Origin of the sequence: Cellulomonas sp. JH27-2 (assembly GCF_014837175.1) — a bacterium.
Lineage (GTDB): Bacteria > Actinomycetota > Actinomycetes > Actinomycetales > Cellulomonadaceae > Cellulomonas.
The window spans coordinates 828,580-853,187 of record NZ_JACYFR010000001.1; the positions used below are offsets into that span (position 1 = coordinate 828,580).

Sequence of the window (24,608 nt, forward strand, 5' to 3'; positions counted from 1 at the left end):
TTCGTCCTATGGCAGATCAGGTCAGGCGAGCGCCTTGGCCTTGAGCTGCGCGAACTCGGCCTCGTTGATGGCGCCGGCGTCCAGCAGCTTCTTCGCGTCGGCGATCGACTCGGTGGCCGACTTGCCGGCGACCGAGCGGATGTACGTCTCGGTGTCCTTCTGCGCCGTCTGGACGGCGGCCACCTGACGCTCGGCCATGCCCTTGCCGCGCGCGATGACGTAGATCAGCGCAACCAGGAACGGGAACACGATGAGGCCGATGATCCACAGCGCCTTGCCCCAGCCACCGAGCTCGCGGTCGCGGAAGAGGTCACCGATGATCTGGAAGAGGATCACCAGGTAGGCGAAGAAGAGGAACCACCAGATCAGCAGCCCGAACCAGTCCCAAAAGCTGTCCATGCGTCCTTCTCTCAAGCGTGCGAGCGTCGCCTCGTGTGGCGCCGCGGTCGCTTGAGATTAACGCAGATCGTGCGCAGCGGACAGAAGGCTCCGCGAGCGTCGGGCCGCGACGCCGCAGCGCGATGACCAGGAGAGACGCGAGGAGCCCCGAACCTCGCGGTTCGGGGCTCCTCGATGCGTGCGAGCCGTCTCAGGCGGCGGCCGCGTCCTCGCGCTGCGACGGGATGTAGTCGACCGTGCGGAGCCGAGCAGCGATCGCACCCCAGGCGGCGGTGCGGCCGATGACGGCGGGGGTGGCCTCGGTGGGCTCGGCGGGGTATCCAGTGGCGTCCATGCCGGTGTCCTGTCTGTTCGGTGGCCCGGCTGACCCCGTGGGTCCCGTGGCTTTGCGTCTCCCCCTTGCGGAGGGTTTGCCGTTTCGCTGACAAGTGGGACATTACCCCACTGACCAGGTGGTCAGGAAGAGGCCGCACCCGGGGCAATTCGGACATCCGTCCATTTCACCCGTACGCCTCCGACGGCGACGCCTGCGACCCGCTATCGGCGGGTGATCGGCCGCTCAAGGCGCCACCCGTCGCGCGTCATACCTGCAGGCGAACGCGTTCCCCGGGCAGCGCAAAGGGCCCTCCGCAAGCGGTAGGGCCCTGAGCGTATGGGGCGCGTGCGCCGGTCCTGCATCCCACCGTCCCGGCGCGCCCGTCAGTTACCTCACGTCGGTCAGTGGAACGCGTCCTTGACCTTCTCGCCCGCCTGCTTCAGATCGGCCTTCGACTGGTCGGCCTGACCTTCCGCCTCGAGCTTCTCGTCGTCGGTGGCCTTGCCGGTAGCTTCCTTGGCCTTGCCCTTGGCATCCTCGGCCGCGTTCGAGATCTTGTCTCCCAGACCCATGTCACGCCTCCGTTCCTTTGCGGTGCCTTGACCCTACGACGGGTCCGACGTTCCCGCATCCTGAACCGGCACTTCTTCACGAAGCCGCGGCTCTGTGCGCCGCGACGGCGCGAACCCGGCCTTGTCAGCGTAGAAGGCCCGCACGACGTCCATGTCCGCGGGGATGTCACCGGTGAGGCGGATGGTCGGGCCCAGGCCGGTCGTCATGGTGGTCCGGTCCACGTAGCCGAGGGTCACGGGCAGGTCGGCTGCGCGCGCGATGCGGTAGAACCCCGACTTCCAGCCCGACCCGCTGCGCGTGCCCTCCGGCGTCACGACGAGGTAGAAGCCGTCGGCCTCCGCGATGCGGGCGGTCAGCTCGTCGACCAGGCCCGCGGGGTCGCGACGGTCCACCGGGATCCCGCCGAGCGCCCGCATGAGGCCGCCGAACGGTCGCTTGAACAGGGTGTGCTTGCCGAGCCACTTGAAGCGGAGGTCCGCCTCGCCCGCGATCGCCAGCATCAGCACGAAGTCCCAGTTGGAGGTGTGCGGGGCCCCGATGAGGATGCCCGCCTGGTCGCGCGGCACCCGCTCGGTGACCAGCTTCCAGCGGCTGAAGCGCCAGAACGCTCGGGCGGCGGTGCGTCGCAGGCTCATGGAAGGAGGGTAGGCGAGCCGTCGTGTGCGAAGCGGACGGCCGACGATGGGCCGTGGCGCCGCAGACCGGCGGGGGTCCGGCCGGCAGCGTCGGGCCGTCGACCGATTCGTCCGGTTCCTCTTGACTCACCCCGCGACGGTTCGTATGGTCGGCGAGCACGGTTCGCAAGAACTCGACATCTACGCCGCACAAAGTAGTGCGGTGCAAGAAAGTGTTCAACGAGCGCCCAGGTCGGACGCACACCCCTCGCATCCGACGGCGCGTCAGCCCACGTTCGCAGTCCCTGCACCACCCACCCCATCGGCACGGTCGCATCGTCGCGCCCGGGCCGAGGACCCACCCGCCACGAGCGGGAGAACGAGGACGACCTCATGAGAAGGAACCTGCGCAGGACCGACCTGCGTCGCGTCGTCGTGGCCGCCGCCACCGCGGCGCTCGTCGTGCCGCTCGGCGCGATCGCCGTCGACGGCGCCCACGCCGCCACCGTCAACCTCGCGGCCGGCAAGGCGACCACCGCGAGCAGCAGCAACAGCCCCTACACGTCGGGCAACGTCACCGACGGCGACCAGGGCTCGTACTGGGAGTCGTCGGGCAGCCTGCCGCAGTGGGTCCAGGTGGACCTGGGCAGCGCGTCGACCGTCACCGACCTCAACCTCAAGCTGCCGAGCGGCTGGGGCTCGCGCAACGAGACGATCACCGTCCAGGGCTCGACGGACGGCTCGTCGTTCAGCACCCTGAAGGCTCAGGCCTCCTACACCTTCAGCGGCTCCAACACGGTCGCCGTCGACGTCACGGACACCTCCGTGCGCTACGTCCGCCTGCAGTTCGCCGCCAACACCGGCTGGCCCGCGGCCCAGCTCTCGGAGCTCGAGGTGCTCGGCACCGGGACCACCACTCCCCCGCCTTCGGGCAACAACCTGTCGCAGGGCCGGCCCGCCACGGCGTCGTCGACCACCCAGACGTACGTGGCCGGCAACGCCACCGACGGCAACGTCGGCACCTACTGGCAGGGCGGCGACGGGCAGTACCCGAGCACGCTCGCGGTGGGCCTGGCGTCGACGAGCAGCCTGACGGGCGTCGTCGTGAAGCTCAACCCCGACTCCGCCTGGGGCAACCGGACCCAGATGTTCTCGATCGAGGGCAAGACCGGCAGCGGCACCTGGACGACCCTGAAGTCGTCGGCCGCGTACGCGTTCAGCCCGTCGACCGGGAACACGGTGACCGTTCCCGTCAGCGGGACGGCCGGCGACGTGCGGCTGAGCTTCACGGCCAACACCGGCGCCGGCAACGGTCAGGTGGCCGAGCTGCAGGTGTTCGGCTCGCCCAGCACGCAGCCGACGAGCCCCGACCTGGTGGTCAGCTCCGTCTCAGCGAGCCCGGCCAGCCCGACGACGTCGGACACGATCACGCTGTCCGCGGTCGTGAAGAACCAGGGTGACGGCGCCGCCGCCGCCTCGACCGTCACCTTCGTCGTCGCCGGTCAGAGCGTCGGGACCGCCGCCGTCGGCGCGCTGAACGCCGGCGCGCAGGCGACCGTCACGAAGTCCATCGGCACCAAGACCGCCGGCACGTACGCGTTCAGCGCCGCGGCCGACTCCGCGAACGCCGTGGCCGAGTCGAACGAGAGCAACAACTCCGCCTCCGGATCGGTCACCGTGACGACGGCCCCCACCGACCCGCCGACGGACCCGCCCGCGACCCAGAACCTGTCGCTCAACCGCCCGGCCACGGCGTCGTCGACCGAGTGGACCTACGTCGCGGCCAACGCGACCGACGGCAACCTCACCAGCTACTGGGAGGGCGCGGGCGGCCAGTACCCGAGCAACCTCGCGGTCAACCTCGCGTCCACGTCGACGATCAGCGGCGTCACGGTCAAGCTCAACCCCGACTACGCCTGGGGCGGCCGGACGCAGACGTTCTCGATCGAGGGCAAGACCGGCTCGGGCTCGTGGTCGACGATCAAGGCGTCGGCCGCCTACGCCTTCGCGCCGGGCAGCGGCAACAAGGTCACGATCCCGGTGTCCGCGACGGCCAGCGACGTCCGGCTCGTCTTCACCGCGAACACCGGCTCCGGCAACGGGCAGGTCGCGGAGCTCGAGGTGACGGGCACCCCGGCCCCCAACCCGGACCTGACGGTCACCGCCGTCACCGCGACCCCGGCTGCACCGGTCGAGTCCAGCGCCGTCACGCTCAACGCGACGGTGAAGAACGTCGGCACGCTCGCGTCGGCGGCCACGACCGTCCGCCTCCTGGTGAACGGTGAGAACGCCGGCACCGTCAACGTCGGCGCGCTCGCCGCCGGGGCCTCGGCCACGGTGAGCGGCTCGGTCGGCGCGCTCGCCGCGGGCAGCTACACGATCGGCGCGACGGCAGACCCGTCGAACACGGTCGTCGAGCAGAACGAGAACAACAACACCCTGACGGCCACCTCGAAGCTGACCGTCTCCGCGGTCCCCAGCTCCGACCTGATCCCGGTGGTGAGCTGGAGCCCGACGACGCCGTCGAAGGGTGCGACCGTGACGTTCACGGCCGCGATCTCCAACACGGGCAACGTGGCGACCTCGTCGGGCGCCCACGCGATCACGGTGACGGTCAAGAACGCGTCCGGCACCACCGTCAAGACGTTCACCGGCTCGGTGGGTGGCACGATCGCGGCCGGTGCGACGAGCGGCCAGATCGCGCTCGGCACGTGGACGGCGGCCGACGGCAACTACACGGTGACGTCCGTCGTCGCGACGGACTCGACCGAGGTGGCCGGCAAGCAGGGCAACAACACGGCGACCGGCGGCATCTTCGTCGGGCGCGGCGCCAGCATGCCGTACGACTTCTACGAGGCCGAGGAGGGCCGCACGGGCGGCGGCGCGAGCGTGCTCGCACCCAACCGGACGGTCGGCGACCTGGCCGGTGAGGCGTCCGGTCGTCGGGCCGTCACGCTGGCCGACAACGGCGCCTACGTCGAGTGGACCCTGAAGAACTCGACGAACACCCTGGTCACGCGCTTCTCCATCCCGGACAACGCGGCCGGCACGGGGAACACGGGCTCGATCGACATCTACGCCGGCGGCACGTTCCTCAAGCGTCTGGATCTGACCAGCAAGTACGCGTGGCTGTACGGGAACGAGACCAGCCCGGGCAACACCCCGAGCGCGGGCGGTCCCCGCCACATCTACGACGAGGCCAACATCCTGCTCGGCACCACGGTCCCCGCGGGCACGACCATCCGCCTGCAGAAGGCCGCGTCCAACCCGCAGCCGGTGACGGTGGACTTCGTCAACACCGAGCAGGTGGCGCCGAAGGCCAACCCGGACCCGTCGGCGTACGTGACGGCCACCGGCTTCACGCAGCAGGCGGTCCAGAACGCGCTCGACACGTTCCGCCAGGACACCACCGGCAAGCTCAAGGGCGTCTACCTGCCCGCCGGTGACTACGCCACGGCGAACAAGTTCCAGGTGTACGGCAAGGCCGTCGACATCGTCGGTGCCGGCCCCTGGTACACCCGGTTCTTCGCGCCGACTGACCAGGAGAACACCGACATCGGCTTCCGCGCCGAGGCCTCGGCCAACGGGTCGAAGTTCCGCAGCTTCTCCTACTGGGGCAACTACACGTCCCGCATCGATGGTCCCGGCAAGGTCCTGGACTTCACGAACGTCGCGAACATGACGGTCGACGACCTGTGGGTCGAGCACATGATCTGCATGTTCTGGGCGTCCAACATGGACTCCAGCACCATCACGAACTCCCGTATCCGGGACACGTTCGCCGACGGCGTCAACATGACCAACGGCAGCGCGAACAACCGGGTCGCCAACATCGAGGCGCGCGGCACGGGTGACGACTCGTTCGCCCTGTTCGCAGCCACCGACGCGGGAGGCACCGGCCAGACCGGCAACGTCTACGAGAACCTGACGTCGCTGCTCACCTGGCGGGCCGCGGGCCTGGCCGTCTACGGCGGCTACGGCAACACGTTCCGGAACATCTACATCGCCGACACCCTGGTCTACTCGGGCATCACCATCAGCTCGCTGGACTTCGGCTACCCGATGGACGAGTTCGGCTCGGCGGCGCCGACCACCTTCGACAACATCTCGATCGTCCGGGCCGGCGGCCACTTCTGGGGCAACCAGACGTTCCCCGCCATCTGGGTGTTCTCCGCGTCGAAGAAGTTCCAGGGCATCCGGGTCAGCAACGTCGACATCGTCGACCCGACCTACTCCGGGATCATGTTCCAGACCAACTACGTCGGGAACAGCCCGCAGAACCCGATCACCGACACGGTGTTCACCAACGTCTCCATCAGCGGCGCCAAGAAGTCCGGCGACGCCTGGGACGCCAAGTCCGGGTTCGGCATCTGGGTCAACGAGCAGCCGGAAGCCGGTCAGGGACCCGCCGTCGGGTCCGTGACCTTCCACAACCTGACGTTGTCGAACAACTACCAGGACATCAAGAACACGACGTCGACGTTCACGATCAACCGCGACTGAGCTGTTCCGCCGGCGGGCGGTCGGGGTGCTCCCCGGCCGCCCGTCGGCGCGTCAGGCGCGGTCACGCCAGCTGCGCTGCGGGTCCCACCCCAGCAGGCGCCGGGCCTTATCGATGCCCAGCAGCGTCTCGTTCCCGACGAGCGGGCGCGTCACCGGCACGTCCGGGAAGTACTCGGCCACGAGGTCGGCGGACGGCCGGTCCAGCACGGTGTCGGGTGAGGCGACGACGAACGCCTCGAAGCCGGTCAGGTCGCTCTCGAGCGCCAGCCGGGTCGCGACGGCCCCGTCGCGCGCGTCGATGTAGCCCCACAGGTTCCAGATCCGCGAGCGCGGGTCGTCGGCGAAGGCGGGGAACGCCGCGTAGTCCTCGTCGGCCATGACGTTGGAGAACCGCAGCCCGACGTACTTCGCGGTCGGGTCCCAGCGCGCGAAGTGACGGGCCATCTCCTCCTCGACCGCCTTGCCCAGCGAGTAGGTCGACTCCGGGCGCACCGTGTACTCCTCGTCGACCGGCACGTACGGCGGCGGGACGTCGAACGGCAGGCCCAGCACGGTCTCCGACGAGGCCCAGACCACGTTGCGGATCCCGGCCTGGCGCGCGGCGAGGAAGACGTGGTGCGTCGCGACGACGTTGTTGGCGAAGGTCGCGCCGCTCGGCCGGAGCCCGGGCGCGGGGATCGCCGCGAGGTGCACGACGGCGTCCACGCCGGAGTAGCGGTCGTCGACGCCGTGCAGCGCCTCCATCACCTGACCGAGGTCCGTGAGGTCGACGCGGGTGAACGCCGCCGGCTGCCCGGCCGGTGGCGGTGCGACGTCCACGTTGACGACGTCGTAGCCGTGCGCCGCCAGCTCCTCGACGACCGCTCGGCCCAGCTTGCCGCTACCTCCGGTGACCACCACTCGACTCATGCGGGTCACGTTACTTCTGCTGGTCGCGCAGGAACTCCTCGAGCAGCGGTCCGGCGGTCGTCGAGCCGTAGACGCCCTCGTCGACGAAGACCGCGACGGCCAGGTCGCCCTGGTCGGCGATCATCCAGACGTGGTTCTTGAGGTCGCCCTCCTTGCCGAACTGCGCGGTGCCGGTCTTCGCGACGACGTCGTCGCCGGGCACGTCCTTCAGGAACGTCGCCCCGCCGTCGGTCACGACGCCGCGCATGAGGTCGTGCAGCGTGCTCGCCTCGTCCTTCGTCAGCGGCTGGACCGGGCGGGCGGACTCGGAGGGGCTCGGCGTGTCGCTGGCCGTGGGCGTCGCGGTCGTCGCTGCCGCGTCGTCCTGCCCGATGACGAGGCGCGGCGCGACCGTCGCACCCTTCGCGACCGACGCGGCAACCGTCGCCATACCGAGCGGCGAGGCCAGCACCCTCCCCTGCCCGATCATGGTCGCGGCGTGGTCGGTGCCGTCCGAGTCGCCCGGGACGGCACCCAGGAACGACGCGAACCCGAGCGTCTTGCCGGGGACCAGGCCCAGCGAGCCGGCCGCGTCGATGAGGGCGTCCTGGTCGACCTTGTCGCGCTGGGAGATGAAGGCCGTGTTGCACGAGTTGGCGAAGGCCGTGCGCAGGTCGATCTTCCCGGTCTTGTCGGCCGGGTAGTCGGGGAAGTTCTTGAACGTGCGGCCGTCGACCTCGGTGGTGTCCGAGCAGGTCACCGACGAGTCCGGGGTCTCGCCCTGGCGCAGCAGCGCGAGCGCGGTGGCCACCTTGAACGTCGAGCCGGGCGCGTACTGGCCCAGGGTGGCCGTCGACATGCCGTCGCCGCCCGGGCCGCTGGCCACCGCGAGCACGTCCCCCGTGGACGGCTGGATGGCGACGAGCGCGCTGGCCGGCTTCACGGTGGACAGGATCGACTCGGCCGTGAGCTGCATGGTCGGGTCGATCGTCGTGCGCAGCGGGGTGCCGGCCTTCTCCTCGACCTTGTCCAGCACGCGCTCGGTGTCACCGTCGGCCGACACGGCCTTGATCGTCAGGCCAGGCGTGCCGCGCAGCTGCGCGTCGTACTGGCGCTGCAGCCCGGACAGGCCCGTGACGTCGCCGGCCGCGATGGCGCCGTCGGACTTCTCGACGATCTCCGCGGTGGCCGGGCCGACCGTGCCGAGCACCGGGCGGGCGAACGCCCGAGTCGGGGCCAGCGGCATCGTCGTGGCGACGGCGTTGACGCCCGTCATCGCGGCCAGCTTCGGGACGTCGTAGTCGGCGTCGCTCTCGCGGACGGTGATCGCCTCGACGAAGGCCTTGGGTCCCGCCGCCGCGACGGTCTTCGCGTACGCGTCGGGGTCCAGGTCCAGCTTCTTGGCCAGCGCCTTGGCCGCCTTGGCCTGGTCGGGGGCATCCACGCGGGTCTTGTCGATGCCGATGCGGAAGACCTTGTGGTCCTCGACGATCGGCTCGTCGTTGGCTCCCAGAACCTCGGCCCGCTTGGGCGTCGTGCGCGTGACCTGCAGGGTCTCTCCGTCGACGAGGTCGGGCGCCAGCAGCGCCGGAGTCCAGGCGGTGCGCCACACGTCCTTGTCGTCGCGCGCCAGCTTCGCGTCCACGACGTACGTCCACTCGTCGCCCGCGTCGTCGAGCGTCCACGTGTAGCCCAGCGTCGCCGTCGCCGCGGCGTCGTCCTTCGGGTCCACCACGACCTTGGTGAGCTTCACGCTGGGTGTGCGCTCGCCCAGCCCCTCGTACGCGGCCGTCCGCTCGCTGGCAGCGGCGTCCGCGTCGTCGCCCGTCGCCAGGTCGACCTTGCTCAGGTCGCCCGACGACAGCGCGGTCGCCAGCGCCTTCGCGGCGGACTCCGGGCCCGGCGGGTCGCTGGTGCAGGCCGTCAGGCCGACGACGGTGAGGCCGACGACCGCCAGCGCGCAGAGGGGCTTGCGGGCGGACGTCATCGGTCTCCTCGGGTCGTACGGGGGTAGGACGCGTGCGTCCGCACACCGAGACTGCCGTATCAGCGAGCGGTCGTGGGCGGGGGAGCGCGAGCCTTCACCCTTCCTCCCCAAGCGGGCTGCGGTCGAGCCGAATTCAGACGCCGGCACCTCGCGCGCTGCCGTTCGCGTGCGCGCCGTGACGAGCTGGGCCACGCTGGCACGATGGACTTCCCGGCAGCGGGCGCGGACCGCACATCCGCGCAGGTTCACAACCTTCCGCCCGGTTGGCTGCGGGCCGACCGTGGCGCCGTGGTCCGGACCACCACAGCGCTGTCTGTCGACCGCGTGCCGCGGCACGGCGACGGCCGGGCCCACCCCGTACTGGCGGCCTACGTGTGGCCGGCCCAGTGGTTCGCCGTCGTCCTCGAGCGTCGCGGGTGGTACCTGCACGTGCCGACCGGGACGGCCTTCGGACTGCGCCGGAGCAAGACTCGCCCGGGTGGCTGGTCCTTGGCGGCCTTCGTGGCGGTGTGGCTGCTGTTCCGCGTGCTGCGTTCCTTCACGGACCTGTTCTGGATCGCCCTCCTCCCGTTCGCGGCGGTCGGGCTCTACACCATCCCTGTCGGCATCCTCCTCTGGTGGGCGCACCGACAGCAGAGATCCGCAGCCGAGCGGCGCGGACGGATCCGGTTCCCTGCCGACGTTCCCGGGGAGGCGTCGGCTCTCGTGGTCGCCGGCTGGCACCCGAGCCTCCCGGCAGGCGTGAACACCACTGCCGAGCAGGCCGTGCGCGAGCTCGTTCCCGTCGTCACCGCCGGGCGCCCCTTGTACGCGCGCGCGGTCTCGAAGCAGGAGGACGACCGGTTGCGCGCGACGGGATTCGACGAGGTCCCCGGCCACTTCGGTCTGTTCGTCAGGCGGGGCACCGACGCCTAGTCCGGGCGCGGGTGGTTCAGTCCGCGTCCAGCCACGTCTCCGACGGCGGGAGCAGGGCCTCCAGCGCAGGCCACAGCTCGTCGGGAAGGTCGGCGGTAGCCGCCGCGACGGTCTGCTCGACACGCTGCGGGCGGCTCATCCCGACGATCGTCGACGCGATCCCCGGGTCGCGTACCGAGAACTGCAGCGCGGCCGTGCGCAGGTCCGTGCCGTGCTCGGCGCACACACGGTGCATCTGCTCGACGGCGTCGAGGACCGGCTGCGGCGCCTCGCGGTAGCCGTAGCTCGTCGTGGTCCCGACGGGTGCCGCCAGGATCCCGCCGCCGAACACCGCGGCGTTGAGCACGCCCATCCCCCGCTCGTGGGCAGCCTCGATCAGCGGCCCGGCGCTGCGGTCCAGCAGCGTCCAGCGGTTGTGCACCAGCAGCACGTCGAACACGCCCAGGGCCAGGTAGCGCGCGATCTCCTGCACCCGACCACCGGCCAGACCGATGCGGCCCACGTGCCCCTGCTCGCGCAGCGCGACGAGCGCCTCGACCGCCCCGCCCCGGGCGGTCAGCTCCTCGAACGCGAAGCTCTCCGGGTCGTGCAGGTGCACGAGGGGCAGCTCGTCGAGCCCCAGGCGCTCGCGGCTCTCCGCGACCGACGCGCGCACCCGCCCGCGCGAGTAGTCGCGTCCGCGCGGATCCACCTTGGTGGCGACGACGACGTCGTCGGGCAGCCCGCCCGCGAGCGCCAGGGCTGCGCCGATGCGCCGCTCGCTCTCGCCGTTCGAGTAGCCGTTGGACGTGTCGATGAAGCGGATCGGGCTCGCGAGCGCGGCGCCGACCGTCGCGACGCCCTCGTCGGCCGGAACGTCCCGGCCGAACAGGTCCGGCATGCTGCCCAGAGGTCCGCCACCGAGGCAGACCGCGGACACCGTGAGGTCGGTGCCGGGTAGGGGGCGGAGCCAATCGGGCACAGGCCGGAGCCAGTCGAGAGCGCTCATGCCGCCACTGTCCCACCCGGCAGGCGCGTTCCCGTCATCCTCTCCCCCGCGTCCCAGATCCACGCCGCCGCGCGCTCGTCGCGCATGTGCCGGCTCAACCTCGTCGGCCCCGTCGGGCCCACCAGGCCCCACGTGCCGCTGGGCCCGTAGTAGCCGCCGTTCACCGCGTCCGGGTCGCACGCGGCGAAGAGCAGCGGCTCGGCACCCTGCGGCGGGTCCTGCACGGGGATCAGGGGCAGGTCCAGGAGCGAGCGGCGCGGCGGGGCGTCCCGGCCCAGCGACGCGCCCGCGGTCTGCAGGTTGGTCCGCGTGAAGCCGGGGTGCGCGGCGGCGCTGAGCAGCGTCCAGCCGCGCTCGTCGGACACCCGGGCCAGGTGCAGCGCCAGGTAGAGGTCCGCGAGCTTGGACTGGCCGTACGCGCGCTGCGGGCTGTAGCCGCGGGTCCAGTGCAGGTCGCGCGTGCGGATGCGGCCCCAGTGCGCGGCCACCGAGCTCATCGTCACCACGCGCGGCGCGGGTGCGGCGAGCAGCAGCGGGAGCAGGCGGTTGGTCAGCGCGAGCGGGCCCAGGAAGTTGGTGCCGAGCTGGAGCTCGAAGCCGTCGGCCGTCTCGAACCTCGTCGGCGGCGCCATGACGCCCGCGTTGTTGACGAGCGTGTCGAGGCGCTCGAGGTCGCCCAGGCCGTTGGCGAAGCGCTCCACCGACGCGAGGTCCGCGAGGTCGCAGATGCGGACCTCGGCGCGCGCGTCCGGGTGCTGCGCCCGCACCTGCGCGAGCGCCGCCGCGCCCTTGTCCGCGTCCCGGACCGCGAGAATCACGCGGCCTCCGGCGCCCGCGATCCGCGTCGCCGCCTCCAGGCCGGTGCCGCTGTTGGCACCCGTGACGACCACGGTGCGATCGTGCTGGTCAGGGACGGTGTACACGGGTCTCCTCCGGTCCGGGCGGTGCGAAGGCCGACGCTGCCACGAGGGTCCGACACCCACAACCGGGGGCGCTCCCGCCGTGCGGTGGAAGCGATTGCGTGGTCTGGTGGACGTGATCCCCCAACGATTGGAGTACAGGCGTGTCCACCATCCCCACCGTCACCCTGAACACCGGCGCCACCATCCCCCAGCTCGGCTTCGGCGTCTTCCAGATCAAGCCCGACGACACCGAGAAGGCCGTCCTGTCCGCGTTCGACGCCGGCTACCGCCACATCGACACCGCGCAGATGTACGGCAACGAGGCGGGCGTCGGCGCGGCCGTGCAGAGCTCCGGCCTGGATCGCTCCGAGGTGTTCATCACCTCCAAGCTGAACAACGACTCGCACGACCCCGAGGTCGCGGCGAAGGCGTTCGACCGCACGCTCGACGCCCTCGGCTCGGACTACGTCGACCTCTTCCTCATCCACTGGCCGCTGCCCGGCGTCGGCGACTTCGTCGAGACCTGGCACGCGATGGAGGAGTTCTACCGCTCCGGCCGCGCCAAGGCCGTCGGCGTCTCGAACTTCCAGCCGCACCACCTGCGCCGCCTGATGGAGAGCTCGACCGTCGTCCCGGCCGCCAACCAGGTCGAGGTCCACCCCTACCTCCGCCAGGACGACGTGCGCGCCTTCGACGCGGAGCACGGCATCGCCACCGAGGCGTGGTCGCCGATCGCGCAGGGCAAGGTGCTCGACGACCCGACCATCCGCCGGATCGCCGAGTCGTACAGCGTCACGCCCGCGCAGGTCACGCTGCGCTGGCACCTGCAGCGTGGCGACATCGTCTTCCCCAAGTCGGTGACGCCGGACCGCATCCGCGAGAACCGCGACGTCTTCGACTTCACGCTCGACGAGGTGGACATGGCCGCGATCGACGGGCTGAACCGCGACGAGCGCACCGGTCCGGACCCGGATACGTTCAACTACGTGCCGTGAGCTCGAGGCGCGCGGCTGTCGATCTGCGGGCCGGTCGCGCGTCATCCAGGCATCGCCCGACGAAGGAGGAGCCATGCCGAAGTTCGTGCTCAACGTCATCCAGCCCCCGGGGCCGCCCCCGGCGGACATCGACCGGATCATGGCCGACGTCGACAAGCTCGACCAGGAGCTGCGCACCGCCGGGCTGTGGGTGTTCGCGGGCGGCCTGGCACCCGCGTCGGGCGCCAAGCTCGTCCGGCCCGGTGAGGGCGACGTGACCGTGACCGACGGGCCCTACGTCGAGACCGCCGAGCAGATCGGCGGCTTCACCATCGTCGAGGTCCACGACGAGGCCGAGGCCCTGGCGTGGGCCGGCCGCTTCGCCCTCGCCACCGGCCTGCCGATGGAGGTCCGCGCCTTCCAGTGACGAGGCACCAGGGTAGACAGCCATGGTTGACTGGTACCCATGAGCCTCAACATCAAGAACCCGCGCGTGCACGCGCTCGCTCGCGAGGCGGCCGAACGTACCGGGCTCTCCCAGACGAGCGTCATCGAGCAGGCGTTGGAGCGCCTGCTCGATGACCTCGGACGGGCAGGACGTGCGGACCGCGAGTCCCGGATCGCGCGGATCCTGGCGGACGTGGACGCGTCGCTCTCCGACGATGATCGCGCAGCCCTCCTGTCGGACGACCTCTACGACGACGCAGGCCTGCCCGCATGATCGTGGACACCTCCGCGATCGTCGCTGTGCTGGCAGGTGAGCCGGAGCGAGAGCGCCTTCTCGCCGCGCTCCTGCAGGCCCCATCGATCAAGATTTCAGCCGCGACGCTCGTCGAGCTCGGGATCGTCGTCGATCGCCGTCGCGACCCGCGCCTCTCGCGCCGCCTCGACGAGCTTCTCTCCGAGCTGGCCGTCGAGGTGGTCGCTGTCGACGCGGCACAGGCGTCGACGGCCCGGGGCGCGTACCGCGACTACGGCAAGGGCTCGGGCCACCCTGCCGGCCTGAACCTCGGCGACTGCTTCTCCTACGCGCTCGCGTCCGTGGCACGCGAGCCGCTGCTGTTCGTCGGGCACGACTTCGTCCACACCGACCTCGAACCGGCCTGACATCACGACGGGCGGGTGGTCGACCGACCACCCGCCCGTCGTCGTGCTGCCTCAGGGCTGCGGGTACTCCGCCAGGTAGGCCGTGGTGGAGCCGCCCGGTGCGGCGGCCGCGGGGCCGCCGACGCCGTTGACGACGTGATCGATCGTGCCTGCGTTGTTGAGCGACACGATGATCATGTTGTGCAGCTTCACGCCGTGGCGCTGGGGCACCTCGAACGCGTTGGTGGCGTGCAGCGTCGGGTCGACGTTGGTGTAGATGTAGCTGCCGAGCCCCCACGCTTCGTGCGTCGTGACCTTGTCGTTGATCTTGTACGCGGCGTAGCCGAGCGTCTTGCCGTGCTGCCAGGCGGCCTGGTTCGGCGCGTCGTACGGCAGCTCGTTCTGGAAGAAGATCGTCTTGCCGCGCTCGCCGTTCCAGACCACGTTATAGCCCTGGTAGTGCTCGGCGAACAGGCCGGTGGCCAGCACGTCGTTGCCGTTGACCGTGACACCCGTCTTCGCCGTGTTGACGTCCCAGCCCACGCCGTCGGTGCCGTGGTCGGCACGCCAGGCCCACGTGTGGTCGATGATCACGTTGTTGGCGTTGACCACCAGCGACTGCGTGGCCTTGCCGACGTGGGCGCCGCCGACGCGGAAGAACACGTCGCTCAGCGTGGTCGGGTCGGACGCGCTGCTGAGCTTCGGCTTCTTGTTCAGGGCGTCGACCTGGGACAGCTGGGTGCCGACCGTGAGCAGCGACGGCGAGTTCACCGCGCCCGCGTCGAACATGATGCCCGCGATCTTCACGCCCTTGACGTCGAGCGTCTTGAGACCGACCGACCCGTTCTGCGGGACGATCGTCGCCAGCCCGAGGCCGAGGACGACCTGGTCGGGCCGGGTGACGGTGATGGGCTTGCTGTTCTTGTAGATGCCGGGCGTGAGCAGCAGGTTCTGGCCCGCCGCGAGCGCCTGGTTCTGGTACTTCACGTCGTCGCCCGGCTGCGCGATGAAGAACTTCGACAGCTTGATCGACTTCCCGGCCGTCTCACCCGTCTTGTAGGACGTGCCCGACGAGTCCTTGACCGCGTCGGGGACGAAGACGTTCCACTTGCCCTTGCCGTCGACGTACAGGAACGGCTTCTCGCGCGACAGCGGCGTGGCAGCCAACGTCGTGTACTTGTTGTCGTCCGTGAACGGGCCACCGGCGGGGGCGCCGTCGACACCGGAGAACACCTGGTTCCACACGGCGTTGCTCCAGCCCTCGACCGAGCTGTTGCGGGTGATGAACTGCTGCTGGCTGCCGCTGACCACGAACGGGAGCTTCGAGTCCGCGATGAACCCGCCGGACGCGTACTGCGGGCCGGCCGTGCAGTAGTCCATGAGCGAGAGGTTGGCGCCCGTCAGCTCCACGCGGCGCATGGGCGCAGCCTGGGAGACGGCCCAGAAGTTGGCGCTGTCGCGGCAGCCGTCACCGCCGCCGACGAAGTTGATCGACAGGTTGGACAGCGAGCGCCAGAAGTTGACCAGCGCGAGGCAGTTGGGGTCGGCGCCCTCGGCGACCGGCAGGCAGCGGTTGTAGACCTCGATGGCGCCGTTGATCTTCACGTCGCCGGGGTTCAGCCCCAGGCCCGCGACCTCGGTGTAGTAGCCGACCTGGAAGCGCAGCGGGTGCTCGGTGGTGCCGTACGTGCCGGGCTTGAACAGGATCGCGTAGCGGCCGTCGCCCATTTCGGCGTCCACCTGCTTCGCGTGGATCTCGTCGACCTTCGCCTGGATCTGGTCCACCGGCATGCTCGGGTCGAAGACGATCGTGTTGGGGCCGAGGTCGGGGTCGTGGTTCTTGGCGGCGGCGTTCGCGGGTGCGACCGCCAGCGCGGAGACGCTGACCGCGAGGGCCATCGTCAGGACGGCGGCGCCGAGGCGCCGGGCTGTCCGGGGGCTGTGCATCCGCCGGTGCGGGCGGAGCGTTCTGGGCAGCATGGAGAGACCTTTCTGCAGGGGAGGTCACCAGAAGCCCCGCAGTCGTGTCGCCGCACGTCAGGCACCCTCGTTGGCGCCTCGTTCGTTGCGGCGGCGGTGACGCGAGGTAGGACAAAACGTACCTCTCGGGCGACGGCTGTCAAGGGTTACCGACCAGAAAGTCGGCATGGGATCCGCCCACGACTGGACGCGCTTCCAGCCAGCCGTGGGAAAACTGGGCCTGGACCTCGCCAGGGTCGTGGCGATACGGTCGGCATATCGATCATCGATATGCATAGGGGGAAGTGCGATGTCGCAGCGTGGAGTGGCGCGTCTGGCCGCGTGGGTCGTGGTCGTGGGCGTCGTCGCGGCCGTCTGGGGCGTGGTGGTGTGCGCGTACGGGATGACCCGGACGGGCTCGACCGTCACCGCTCCCGTCCACGTCAGCTCCGACGACGGGAGCGGCCTCGGCAGACCCGAGGTCCATCTCGACGGCGTCACCGTGCCCGAGGCCTGGCTCGCCCCCGGCGGAGGCAGGGCCGGGGTCGCCGCGGGCAGCGACGGCACGTTGACGATCGTCGCCGACGAATCGACCTGGTACGAGCAGCTGCTCTCGCGTGGCGACACCCTCGTCTACGGCATCGGGCTGCTGGTCGGGGCGCTGATGCTCGCGCCGGTCCTGCGGTGGATCGGGCGCGGGCGGGCATTCGCGCCGGGGAACGCGCGACGGATCAGCGCGGTGGCGGCGACCATCGCGGTCGCGGGGACGTTGGCACCGATCCTGCCGGACGTGGCCGGCCAGCTCGTGCTCCGCCGTCTCGCCGTCCCGGCGGGGAACGGCGACGCGTTCGCCTTCGGCCTGACCATCGAGCTCGTCCCCACCCTCGTGGCGGTCCTGGTGCTCGCGGTGGCCGCCGCCTTCAGCGCGGGCGAGCAGCTGGAACGCCAGGCGAAGGCCATGGCCGACGAGCTCGCGGGCCTCGTGTGACCGACGACGACCACCGGGTGGTGTGCCACCTGGACCGCCTGCTCGAGGCGCGCGGCATGACGCTCGTGCAGCTCGCCGAGCTGACCGGCATCACCGTCGCGAACCTGTCCGTGCTGAAGAACGGCCGCGCCCGCGCGATCCGCTTCACCACCCTCACCGCCGTCTGCGACGCGCTGCGCTGCCAACCCGGTGACGTGCTCGCGGTGGTCTGACGGGCAGGGCGTCAGCCGGTCACAGCCGCGGGTCGACGGGATCCGACTCCATCGCGAGCACGGCGAACACGGGCTCGTGGACGCGCCACAGCGGCTCGTCCCGGGCCAGGCGCTCGAGCGCCTCGAGGCCGAGGGCGTACTCGCGCATCGCGAGCGAACGCTTGAGGCCCAGCCGCCTCTCCTTGAGGCGCGCCAGGTTGGCGGGGACCGTGTAGTCGGGGCCGTAGATGATCCGCAGGTACTCGCGCCCGCGCACCTTGAGGCCCGGCTGGACCAGGCCTCGGTGGGTCCGGGTGAGGTTGGTCAGCGGCTTGACGACCATCCCCTCGCCGCCTGCGCCCGTCAGGTCGGACCACCACGTCACGGCCTCGCCGGGCGCCGCCGTGTCGACCACGACCCGGCGCGTCGTGCGGAACAGCGCCGGGTCCGCCGCCACCAGCCGGTCCGCGACGGCCAGGTGCCACAGGTGGTCACGGTCGTGGAAGGTCGCACCCTGCGCGGCGAGCACCTGGAACACGGCGAGCTGGACACCCTCCAGCCCGTCGGTGTCCCACCGGTAGCGGCGGTAGGCGTCCGTGTAGGCGTCCGCATCGGTGCGTCGCACCGCGGTCCGGTCCGCGAGCGCGGTCACGTCCAGGCCACGGGCGGCGGCCGACGACAGCGCGTCGAGCGCGGCAGGCAGCGCGAGCCGGGCCGCGGCACCGACCGCCGCGTACTGCTCGCGCAGCAGCGCGTCGGCCTTGAGCGACCACGGCAGCAGCTCGGCGTCGAGCAGCAGCCAGTCGGTGCCGAGCTCGTCGAACAGCGGCGCTGCCGCGGCCCGGACCCGGGCGAGCAGCGTCTCGGTGAGCGTGGCGTCGAGGAACGATCGGCCGGTGCGCGTGTAGACCGCCCCCGTCCGGCCCGGTTCGCCGCCGAACCGGCGGGCCGCCGCGGCCTCGTCGGCGCACACCAGCACCACCGCGCGCGAGCCCATGTGCTTCTCCTCGCACACCACGCGGGGCACACCGGCGGCGGCGAACGCGGCGAACGCCTCGTCGGGATGCTCCAGGAAGTCCGGGCGCGGCGAGCTCGTCACCGGCGCCATCGTCGGCGGCAGGTACGGCACCCACCGCGGGTGCAGCGCGAACCGGCTCATGACCTCGAGCGCACCCGCGGCCTGCTCGGCCCGCACGGTGACCCGCCCGTGATGCGCCGTCTCGACGACTCGTGCGCCCAGCACGTCGGTGATCGCGAGGTCGTCGTCGGCCCGTGGCGCGACCGCCGGGAACGGCCGCGCCGGCTCGTACCAGACCTGCTGCGCGTCCACCTGGACGACCTCACGCTCCGGGTAGCGCAGCGCGGTGAGCCTGCCGCCGAAGACGACGCCGGTGTCCAGGCACATCGTGTTGTTGATCCACTCCGGCTCCGGGGTGGGGGTGTGGCCGTACAGCACGGTCGCCGCGCCGCGGTAGTCCTGCGCCCACGGGTAGCGCACGGGCAGCCCGAACTCGTCGGTCGCGCCCGTGGTGTCGCCGTACAGCGCGAAGGAGCGCACCCTGCCCGACGCGCGTCCGTGGTAGGCCGCCTTGAGGCCGGCGTGCGCGACGACGAGGCGGCCGCCGTCCAGCACCAGGTGCGCGAGCAGACCGTCGCACCAGTCGAGGACCGCGCGCCGCTCGTCGTCGGTCGCGTGCTCGAGCTGTGCGAGCGTCGTCTCCAGGCCGTGGCTGACCTGCACCTGGCGCCCCCGCAGGGCGCGGACCAGCTTGGCCTCGTGGTTGCCGGACACCGCGAGCGCGTGGCCCGCCGCCGTCATGCCCATCACCAGCCGCAGCACGCCCGGGCTGTCCGGCCCGCGGTCGACGAGGTCGCCGACGAACACCGCCGTGCGCCCGTCCGGGTGCACGGCGTCGGTCGGGCGACCCGCCTCGTCGCGCGTGACCCGGTACCCCAGGCGGTCCAGGAGCTCCAGCAGCTCGGGCAGGCAGCCGTGCACGTCCCCGACCACGTCGAACGGCCCGGTCCGGTCGCGGTGGTCGTTGCGCAGCCGCTCCCGCACCACCTGGGCGCCCTCGATCGCGTCGAGGTCCAGCACGTGCACCGTGCGGAAGCCCTCGCGCTCCAGCCCGCGCAGCGACCGGTGGAGCTGGTCGTGCTGGCGGCGGACCACGTGCGCACCGAAGTCGCGGTCGGGTCGCTGCTCGTTGCGGGCCACGGCGACGGCGACCGGCACGTCGAGCACGATCGCGACCGGCAGCACGTCGTGCGCCCGGGCCAGCTCGACGAGCTGCTTGCGGGCCTCCCGGCCCACGTTGGTCGCGTCGACGACCGTCAGGCGGCCGCGCTCCAACCGCTTGGCGACGATCGCGCCCAGGACCTCGAACGCGTCCTTCGACGCCGACTGGTCGTTCTCGTCGTCGGCCACCAGGCCGCGGCAGAAATCGCTCGAGACCACCTCGAACCGGCCGAAGTGACGGGCGGCGAACGTGGACTTGCCCGAGCCGGACGTCCCGACGAGGGCGACGAGGGCGAGCTCCGGGATCGCGACGCGGCTCATGCGGCCGCCTCCGACCGGAACAGCGCCAGCTGCGTCGGGCTGCCGAACGCCGCGTCCACGTCGCCGATGCCGCGCAGCTCGACCGTGTAGCCGTGCCGCTCCGCCGTCGAGCCCGCCCAGGCGGCGAACTGCGCCCGCGTCCACTCGAACCGGTGGTCCGGGTGCCGCAGACCCCCCGGCAGCAGCCGCGGGTACAGCGCGTTGTACTCGGAGTTCGGTGTCGTCACGACCACCGCGTGCGGGCGTGCGTGCGCGAACACGGTCGTCTCGAGCGCGGGCAGCCGGTCGGGGTCCAGGTGCTCGATCACCTCCATGAGCACGATCGCGTCGAAGCCCTCCAGCGCAGGGTCGCGGTACGTGACCGACGACTGGCGCAGCGTGACCCGGTCTCGCTGCCGCTCCGGCAGGCGTTCGAGGCGACGCTCGGCGCGTGCAAGCTCGCCGGCCGCCACGTCCACCCCGACCAGCTCGGTGACGGACGGGTCGGTGACCAGCTCGCGCAGCAACGAGCCCTCGCCGCAGCCCAGGTCGACGACCCGTCGGGCGCCCACGTCGCGCAGCGCCGTCGCCACGGCCTCACGGCGGGCGCGCACGAGCGCGACGCGCGGGGCGGCCTCCTCGTCGCCCTCGTCGGGCTGGACCGTTCCGTCCAGCGCGACCAGCCGCCGCGTCGCGTCGTCGACGTAGGCGCGCTGGTGCGCCAGGTAACGACGCGTGATCAGCTCGCGCTCCGGGTGGTCGGCCAGCCAGTCGGCGGCACGGACCAGTTTGTCCACCTCGTCGGGCCCCACCCAGTAGTGCTTGGCGCCGTCGAGCACAGGCAGCAGGACGTACAAGTGTGTGAGCGCGGCCGCGAGCGTAAGCGTCCCGACGAGCGTGACGTCGGCGTACGGCGCGTCGCCCCAGGCCGGCACCTGCGGATCGAGCGGCGGGACGGTCGCGTCCACGCTCCAGCCGAGCGGCTCGAACAGCCGCCGCACCAGGTCGGGACCCTCTGCGCACGGCAGCGCCGGCACGCGGACGGTCAGCGGCAGCTCGGCACCCTCGAGGTCCGGGCGCGCGGCGCACCGTCCCGCGCGCGCCGTCGAGAAGACCTTGCCGAGCGCGACCGCCAGCAGCGAGGACGCGGCGTACGGGCGGTCGTTGACGTACTGGTCCTGCGTGGCCGCACCTCCGCGAACCAGCGCGACCGGGTCGACCTCCAGCAGCAGTGCCGCCGTGCACCGGTCGTCGGTCGCCTCCGGGTAGAACACGTGCGCCGTGCCCACCGCCAGGTCGAACGTCTGGACCCGGTCGGGGTGCTTGTGCAGCAGGAAGCCCAGGTCGGAGGCCTGCGGCGCCGTCGAGGTGATGGTCAGGAGCACATGGCCATCCTGCCGGGCGCAGCTCGGGGGCGCGCCTCGTTTCTCCGGCAGACTGGCCGTATGGCTGACCAGTGGGGCACGGACCGGCTCGATCTCGATGCGTATCTGGCGCGGGTCGGGGTCGACGCCGGCGCGTCGGTGGCCGAGCTGCACCGCGCCCACCTGGCGGCGATCCCGTTCGAGAACCTCGATGTCATGCTGGGGCGCGGGGTGCGGGTGGACCTGCCCGACGTGGCCGCCAAGCTGGTCGACGCGCGTCGTGGCGGCTACTGCTACGAGCACGCGCTGCTGCTGGGAGCCGCGCTCGCGCAGCTCGGGCACCGGGTCGAACGGCGGCTCGCGCGCATCGGCGACCCCGCCGTCGAGTCCCGGCCCCGCTCGCACCTGGTGCTGCTGCTCGCGGGCGACGACGGGACCACCTGGCTGGCCGACACCGGGTTCGGCGCGGGGCTTCTGGAGCCCGTGGCGCTCGTCGACGGCGCGGTGGTGGTCCAGGGCGCGTGGTCGTTCCACACGGACCGCACCGCGCACGGCTGGCGGTTGTCCGAGCAGCGCGCGGGCACCTGGGTGCCGCTCTACACCGTGCCCGACGAGGAGACGTTCCCCGTCGACGTCGTCGGCGCCAACTGGGTCACATCCACCCTGCCGACCTCGCACTTCACCCAGCGGATCCTGGTCCAGCGCAAGGAGGCGGACCGTCTGCGCGCCCTCGTCGGCCGCACCCTGGTGACGGACACCCCGGCCGGACGCGCCGACGAGCGCACGCTCACCGACGCCGAGCTGGGCCCGACCCTCGTCGACCTGGGCCTGGATCTCCCCCCACAGGACGTCGCCGCGCTCGTCGCAACCCTCCCGCAGGCCCCCTGACCTGCTCCCGCGTAGAATCGACAGGTTGAGCTGTGCAGTTCGCGCTGATGGATGTATCGTGCAGGTATGAGTGAGGACGCGGCAGGAATCAGCGCCGGCGTCGTCGCCCGGGATCTGCGGGTCGTGTTCGGGCGGTTGCGACGGCGGCTGCGAGAGGTGGCACAGGCCGACGACCTGACGTCGTCGCAGATCGCGGTGCTGATCCGGCTCGGCAAGGGCGAGGTCGGGACCGCGAGCACGTTCGCCGCGGCGGAGGGCGTCCGGCCGCAGTCGATGGCCGCGACCATCGCGGCGCTCGAGCAGCACGGTCTGATCCAGCGCACCCCCGATCCCGACGACGGCCGCCGTCAGCTCGTCACCCTCACCGACGCCGGGCGCGAGCGCGCCGCCGGCGACCGCGAGGCCCGCGCCGAGTGGCTCGCCTCCGCGATGGAGCAGGCCTACACGCCTGACGAGCTCGCGACGATCGCGGCGGCGATCCGGTTGCTCGACCGCGTGGTGGGGGCGTGACCACGACGGCCGACGAGACGACCGTACGGCGCACCCACGGCTCCGGCCCGCGCGCCGACGCGTTCGACCGGCGCCTGATCGCGCCGATGATGCTGGGCTCGCTGCTCAACCCCATCAACTCCTCCATGCTGGCCGTCGCCCTGGTGCCGATCGGCATCGCGCTCGGCGCTCCCCCGGCCGAGACCGCGTGGCTCGTCACCGCCCTCTACCTGGCCACGTCGGTGGGGCAGCCCGTGGTGGGGCGCCTCGTCGACACGTATGGGCCCCGGCCCTTGTACCTGGTCAGCACGGCGCTCGTGGGTATCGCCGGGGTGCTGGGCGCGCTCGCGCCGAACATCGGCACGCTCGTCGCCGCCCGCGTGCTGATCGGATTCGGGACGTGCGCGGGCTACCCCGCCGCCATGTACCTGATCCGCAGCGAGTCACGCCGCACGGGGCAGGACAGCCCGGCCGGGATCCTGTCGTTGCTCGCCGTCACCAACCAGGTGGTGGCGGTGATCGGCCCGACGCTGGGCGGTGCGCTGATCGCGATCGGCGGCTGGCGGGCCATCTTCACGGTCAACGTCCCGCTCTCGGTCGCGTGCCTGGTGCTGGGCGCCCTCTACCTGCCGCGTGTGCCCGGGACCGGCGGACCGCGGCGGCGGCTCGACGCGGTCGGCATCGCCGCGTTCAGCGCGATGCTCGTCGCCGCGATGCTCTTCCTGATGAAGCCGCGGGTCGCGCACTGGTACGAGCTCGTCGTGGCCCTGCTGGCCGGCGCGGCGTTCGTCTGGCGCGAGCGCCGGGTCGACGACCCGTTCATCGACCTGCGCGTGCTGGGCGGGAACCGGCCCCTGCTCTCCACGTACGTGCGCCAGGTGCTCGCCACGACCGTCTCGTACTCCCTGCTCTACGGGTACACCCAGTGGCTCGAGGCGACGCGCGGCCTGTCCGCGTCCGACGCCGGGCTGCTGCTCCTGCCCATGTTCCTGTGCGCCATCGCCGTCACCGCGATCTCCGGACGCCGGCCCGCGGTCCGGCCCAAGCTGCTGGTCGGAGCGGTGACGCTCGTCGTCGCGTGCGCGCTGCTGCTGGCCGTCGACGCGCAGACGTCGATCGCCGTGCTGGCGGGCATCGCGCTCGTCGCCGGGGTCCCGCAGGGTCTCAACGGGCTCGCCAACCAGAACGCGCTGTACTACCAGGCCGACCCCGAGCGGATCGGGGCGAGCGCCGGTCTGCTGCGCACGTTCACCTACCTCGGCGCGATCGCCTCGTCGGCGGCGACCGCCACCTTCTTCGACGACGGCGCGACGACCGCCGGCATGCGGGACCTGGCGTGGTTCATGCTCGCGGCGGCCGTCGCGCTCGTCGTCGTGACCCTGCTGGACCGTTCCCTGCGCCGCACCGGCGCCCGCACCACCTGAGAGGCACCCCCATGGCAGTCACCACCATCGACCCGAAGACCGCGCTCGTCCTCATCGACCTGCAACGCGGCATCGTCGGCGGAAACGCCGTCCCCCACACCGGCGCCGAGGTCGTCGAGCGGTGCGTGACGCTGGCCGACGCGTTCCGCGAGCGCGGCCTGCCCGTCGTCCTCGTGCACGTGACCTCCCGCACCGACGGGTCGGACTTCGCGCGCGGCCGGACGCAGACGCCTCGCGGCGGCCCGCGCCCTGCGGACTGGGACGTGCTGGTCGACGAGGTGACCGGGCACGACGAGGACATCGTGGTGACCAAGCGCAACCCCGGCGCGTTCTACGGCACCGACCTGGAGCTGCACCTGCGCCGGCGCGGGATCACGCAGATCGTGCTGGGCGGCATCGCCACGAGCATCGGCGTCGAGGCCACCGGCCGCGCCGCGTACGACCACGGCTACAACGTCACGTTCGCCACGGACGCGATGGCCGACCGCGACGAGGTCAACCACACCCACAGCATCGAGCGCAGCTTCCCCCGCGTCGGTGAGACCGGCACGACCGCCGAGATCCTGGCGCTGCTCGCGGCGGTCTGACGCCGCCCGACACCAGCTGACGGCACCTGACGGC

23 protein-coding genes and 1 riboswitch are annotated in these 24,608 nt (G+C 71.7%); of the genes, 12 read left to right on the forward strand and 11 right to left on the reverse strand.

Annotation, left to right across the window (positions count from 1 at the left end):
- Positions 1-21: 21 nt before the first annotated feature.
- The 4 genes from IC607_RS04025 to IC607_RS04040 form a co-directional block, all read right to left on the reverse strand.
- On the reverse strand, positions 22-399 hold the full coding sequence (locus IC607_RS04025; protein WP_191785677.1) for an SHOCT domain-containing protein: 378 nt from the start codon (positions 397-399) through the stop codon (positions 22-24).
- Between the two features lie 190 nt (positions 400-589).
- Positions 590-733 (reverse strand): hypothetical protein, encoded by a 144-nt coding sequence (locus IC607_RS04030; RefSeq protein WP_191785678.1) that lies wholly within the window; start codon positions 731-733, stop codon positions 590-592.
- Positions 734-749: 16 nt separating this feature from the next.
- Positions 750-824: riboswitch (cyclic di-GMP riboswitch) on the reverse strand.
- Positions 825-1,116: 292 nt separating this feature from the next.
- The gene (locus IC607_RS04035) at positions 1,117-1,287 is read right to left on the reverse strand and encodes a CsbD family protein (protein WP_191785679.1); all 171 of its coding nucleotides are present in this window, start codon (positions 1,285-1,287) and stop codon (positions 1,117-1,119) included.
- 33 nt (positions 1,288-1,320) lie between these two features.
- The gene (locus tag IC607_RS04040; protein ID WP_191785680.1) at positions 1,321-1,923 is read right to left on the reverse strand and encodes a 1-acyl-sn-glycerol-3-phosphate acyltransferase; all 603 of its coding nucleotides are present in this window, start codon (positions 1,921-1,923) and stop codon (positions 1,321-1,323) included.
- A 372-nt stretch (positions 1,924-2,295) separates the two neighbouring features.
- On the opposite strand from IC607_RS04040, the gene IC607_RS04045 reads away from it, so the two are divergent.
- On the forward strand, positions 2,296-6,405 hold the full coding sequence (locus tag IC607_RS04045) for a CARDB domain-containing protein (protein ID WP_191785681.1): 4,110 nt from the start codon (positions 2,296-2,298) through the stop codon (positions 6,403-6,405).
- 51 nt (positions 6,406-6,456) lie between these two features.
- Here the strand turns inward: IC607_RS04045 and IC607_RS04050 are convergent, their stop codons facing one another.
- Together IC607_RS04050 and IC607_RS04055 are read right to left on the reverse strand one after the other, a co-directional pair.
- On the reverse strand, positions 6,457-7,314 hold the full coding sequence (locus IC607_RS04050) for an NAD(P)-dependent oxidoreductase (RefSeq protein WP_191785682.1): 858 nt from the start codon (positions 7,312-7,314) through the stop codon (positions 6,457-6,459).
- Between the two features lie 10 nt (positions 7,315-7,324).
- Positions 7,325-9,280 carry a penicillin-binding transpeptidase domain-containing protein gene (locus tag IC607_RS04055; protein ID WP_191785683.1) on the reverse strand — a complete coding sequence of 652 codons (1,956 nt, stop codon included), beginning with the start codon at positions 9,278-9,280 and terminating at the stop codon, positions 7,325-7,327.
- A gap of 201 nt (positions 9,281-9,481) precedes the next feature.
- Here IC607_RS04055 and IC607_RS04060 point away from each other — a divergent pair, with 201 nt between their 5' ends.
- Positions 9,482-10,195 carry a hypothetical protein gene (locus IC607_RS04060; RefSeq protein WP_191785684.1) on the forward strand — a complete coding sequence of 238 codons (714 nt, stop codon included), beginning with the start codon at positions 9,482-9,484 and terminating at the stop codon, positions 10,193-10,195.
- A gap of 16 nt (positions 10,196-10,211) precedes the next feature.
- Here IC607_RS04060 and IC607_RS04065 read toward each other — a convergent pair whose 3' ends face one another.
- Positions 10,212-11,183 (reverse strand): aldo/keto reductase, encoded by a 972-nt coding sequence (locus IC607_RS04065; RefSeq protein ID WP_191785685.1) that lies wholly within the window; start codon positions 11,181-11,183, stop codon positions 10,212-10,214.
- Positions 11,180-12,106, reverse strand: a complete 927-nt coding sequence (locus IC607_RS04070) for an SDR family oxidoreductase (RefSeq protein WP_191785686.1) — start codon at positions 12,104-12,106, stop codon at positions 11,180-11,182. The genes IC607_RS04065 and IC607_RS04070 overlap by 4 nt, the downstream gene beginning before the upstream one ends.
- Positions 12,107-12,246: 140 nt before the next feature.
- On the opposite strand from IC607_RS04070, the gene IC607_RS04075 reads away from it, so the two are divergent.
- The 4 genes from IC607_RS04075 to IC607_RS04090 all read left to right on the forward strand — a co-directional run bounded on the left by IC607_RS04075 (position 12,247) and on the right by IC607_RS04090 (position 14,166).
- The gene (locus IC607_RS04075; RefSeq protein ID WP_191785687.1) at positions 12,247-13,080 is read left to right on the forward strand and encodes an aldo/keto reductase; all 834 of its coding nucleotides are present in this window, start codon (positions 12,247-12,249) and stop codon (positions 13,078-13,080) included.
- A gap of 73 nt (positions 13,081-13,153) precedes the next feature.
- Positions 13,154-13,486, forward strand: a complete 333-nt coding sequence (locus IC607_RS04080; protein WP_191785688.1) for a YciI family protein — start codon at positions 13,154-13,156, stop codon at positions 13,484-13,486.
- Between the two features lie 39 nt (positions 13,487-13,525).
- Positions 13,526-13,780 carry a type II toxin-antitoxin system VapB family antitoxin gene (locus IC607_RS04085; RefSeq protein ID WP_191785689.1) on the forward strand — a complete coding sequence of 85 codons (255 nt, stop codon included), beginning with the start codon at positions 13,526-13,528 and terminating at the stop codon, positions 13,778-13,780.
- Entirely contained in the window at positions 13,777-14,166 is a 390-nt protein-coding gene (locus IC607_RS04090; RefSeq protein ID WP_191785690.1) for a type II toxin-antitoxin system VapC family toxin, read from the forward strand. The genes IC607_RS04085 and IC607_RS04090 overlap by 4 nt, the downstream gene beginning before the upstream one ends.
- Before the next feature lie 51 nt (positions 14,167-14,217).
- Here the strand turns inward: IC607_RS04090 and IC607_RS04095 are convergent, their stop codons facing one another.
- Complete coding sequence (locus tag IC607_RS04095; RefSeq protein ID WP_225224314.1) at positions 14,218-16,125, reverse strand: adenylyl cyclase; 1,908 nt, start codon at positions 16,123-16,125, stop codon at positions 14,218-14,220.
- Between the two features lie 289 nt (positions 16,126-16,414).
- On the opposite strand from IC607_RS04095, the gene IC607_RS04100 reads away from it, so the two are divergent.
- Both IC607_RS04100 and IC607_RS04105 read left to right on the forward strand, forming a co-directional pair.
- Entirely contained in the window at positions 16,415-17,092 is a 678-nt protein-coding gene (locus IC607_RS04100; RefSeq protein WP_191785691.1) for a hypothetical protein, read from the forward strand.
- Positions 17,089-17,304 (forward strand): helix-turn-helix domain-containing protein, encoded by a 216-nt coding sequence (locus IC607_RS04105; RefSeq protein ID WP_191785692.1) that lies wholly within the window; start codon positions 17,089-17,091, stop codon positions 17,302-17,304. The genes IC607_RS04100 and IC607_RS04105 overlap by 4 nt, the downstream gene beginning before the upstream one ends.
- Positions 17,305-17,323: 19 nt before the next feature.
- Here the strand turns inward: IC607_RS04105 and IC607_RS04110 are convergent, their stop codons facing one another.
- The gene (locus tag IC607_RS04110) at positions 17,324-19,843 is read right to left on the reverse strand and encodes a polynucleotide kinase-phosphatase (protein ID WP_191785693.1); all 2,520 of its coding nucleotides are present in this window, start codon (positions 19,841-19,843) and stop codon (positions 17,324-17,326) included.
- Positions 19,840-21,207, reverse strand: coding sequence for a 3' terminal RNA ribose 2'-O-methyltransferase Hen1 (locus IC607_RS04115; RefSeq protein ID WP_191785694.1), 1,368 nt, complete (start codon positions 21,205-21,207; stop codon positions 19,840-19,842). Before IC607_RS04115 ends, IC607_RS04110 begins: the two co-directional genes overlap by 4 nt.
- A gap of 60 nt (positions 21,208-21,267) precedes the next feature.
- Here IC607_RS04115 and IC607_RS04120 point away from each other — a divergent pair, with 60 nt between their 5' ends.
- The 4 genes from IC607_RS04120 to IC607_RS04135 all read left to right on the forward strand — a co-directional run bounded on the left by IC607_RS04120 (position 21,268) and on the right by IC607_RS04135 (position 24,574).
- Positions 21,268-22,074: an arylamine N-acetyltransferase gene (locus tag IC607_RS04120; RefSeq protein ID WP_191785695.1), complete on the forward strand. Its 807-nt coding sequence runs from the start codon at positions 21,268-21,270 to the stop codon at positions 22,072-22,074.
- Positions 22,075-22,140: 66 nt separating this feature from the next.
- Positions 22,141-22,584, forward strand: a complete 444-nt coding sequence (locus IC607_RS04125; RefSeq protein ID WP_191785696.1) for a MarR family winged helix-turn-helix transcriptional regulator — start codon at positions 22,141-22,143, stop codon at positions 22,582-22,584.
- Positions 22,581-23,987 carry an MFS transporter gene (locus IC607_RS04130; RefSeq protein WP_370525992.1) on the forward strand — a complete coding sequence of 469 codons (1,407 nt, stop codon included), beginning with the start codon at positions 22,581-22,583 and terminating at the stop codon, positions 23,985-23,987. Before IC607_RS04125 ends, IC607_RS04130 begins: the two co-directional genes overlap by 4 nt.
- Positions 23,988-23,998: 11 nt before the next feature.
- A complete protein-coding gene (locus IC607_RS04135) occupies positions 23,999-24,574 on the forward strand; it encodes an isochorismatase family protein (protein WP_191785697.1) in 576 nt (191 codons plus the stop codon).
- Positions 24,575-24,608 lie beyond the last annotated feature (34 nt).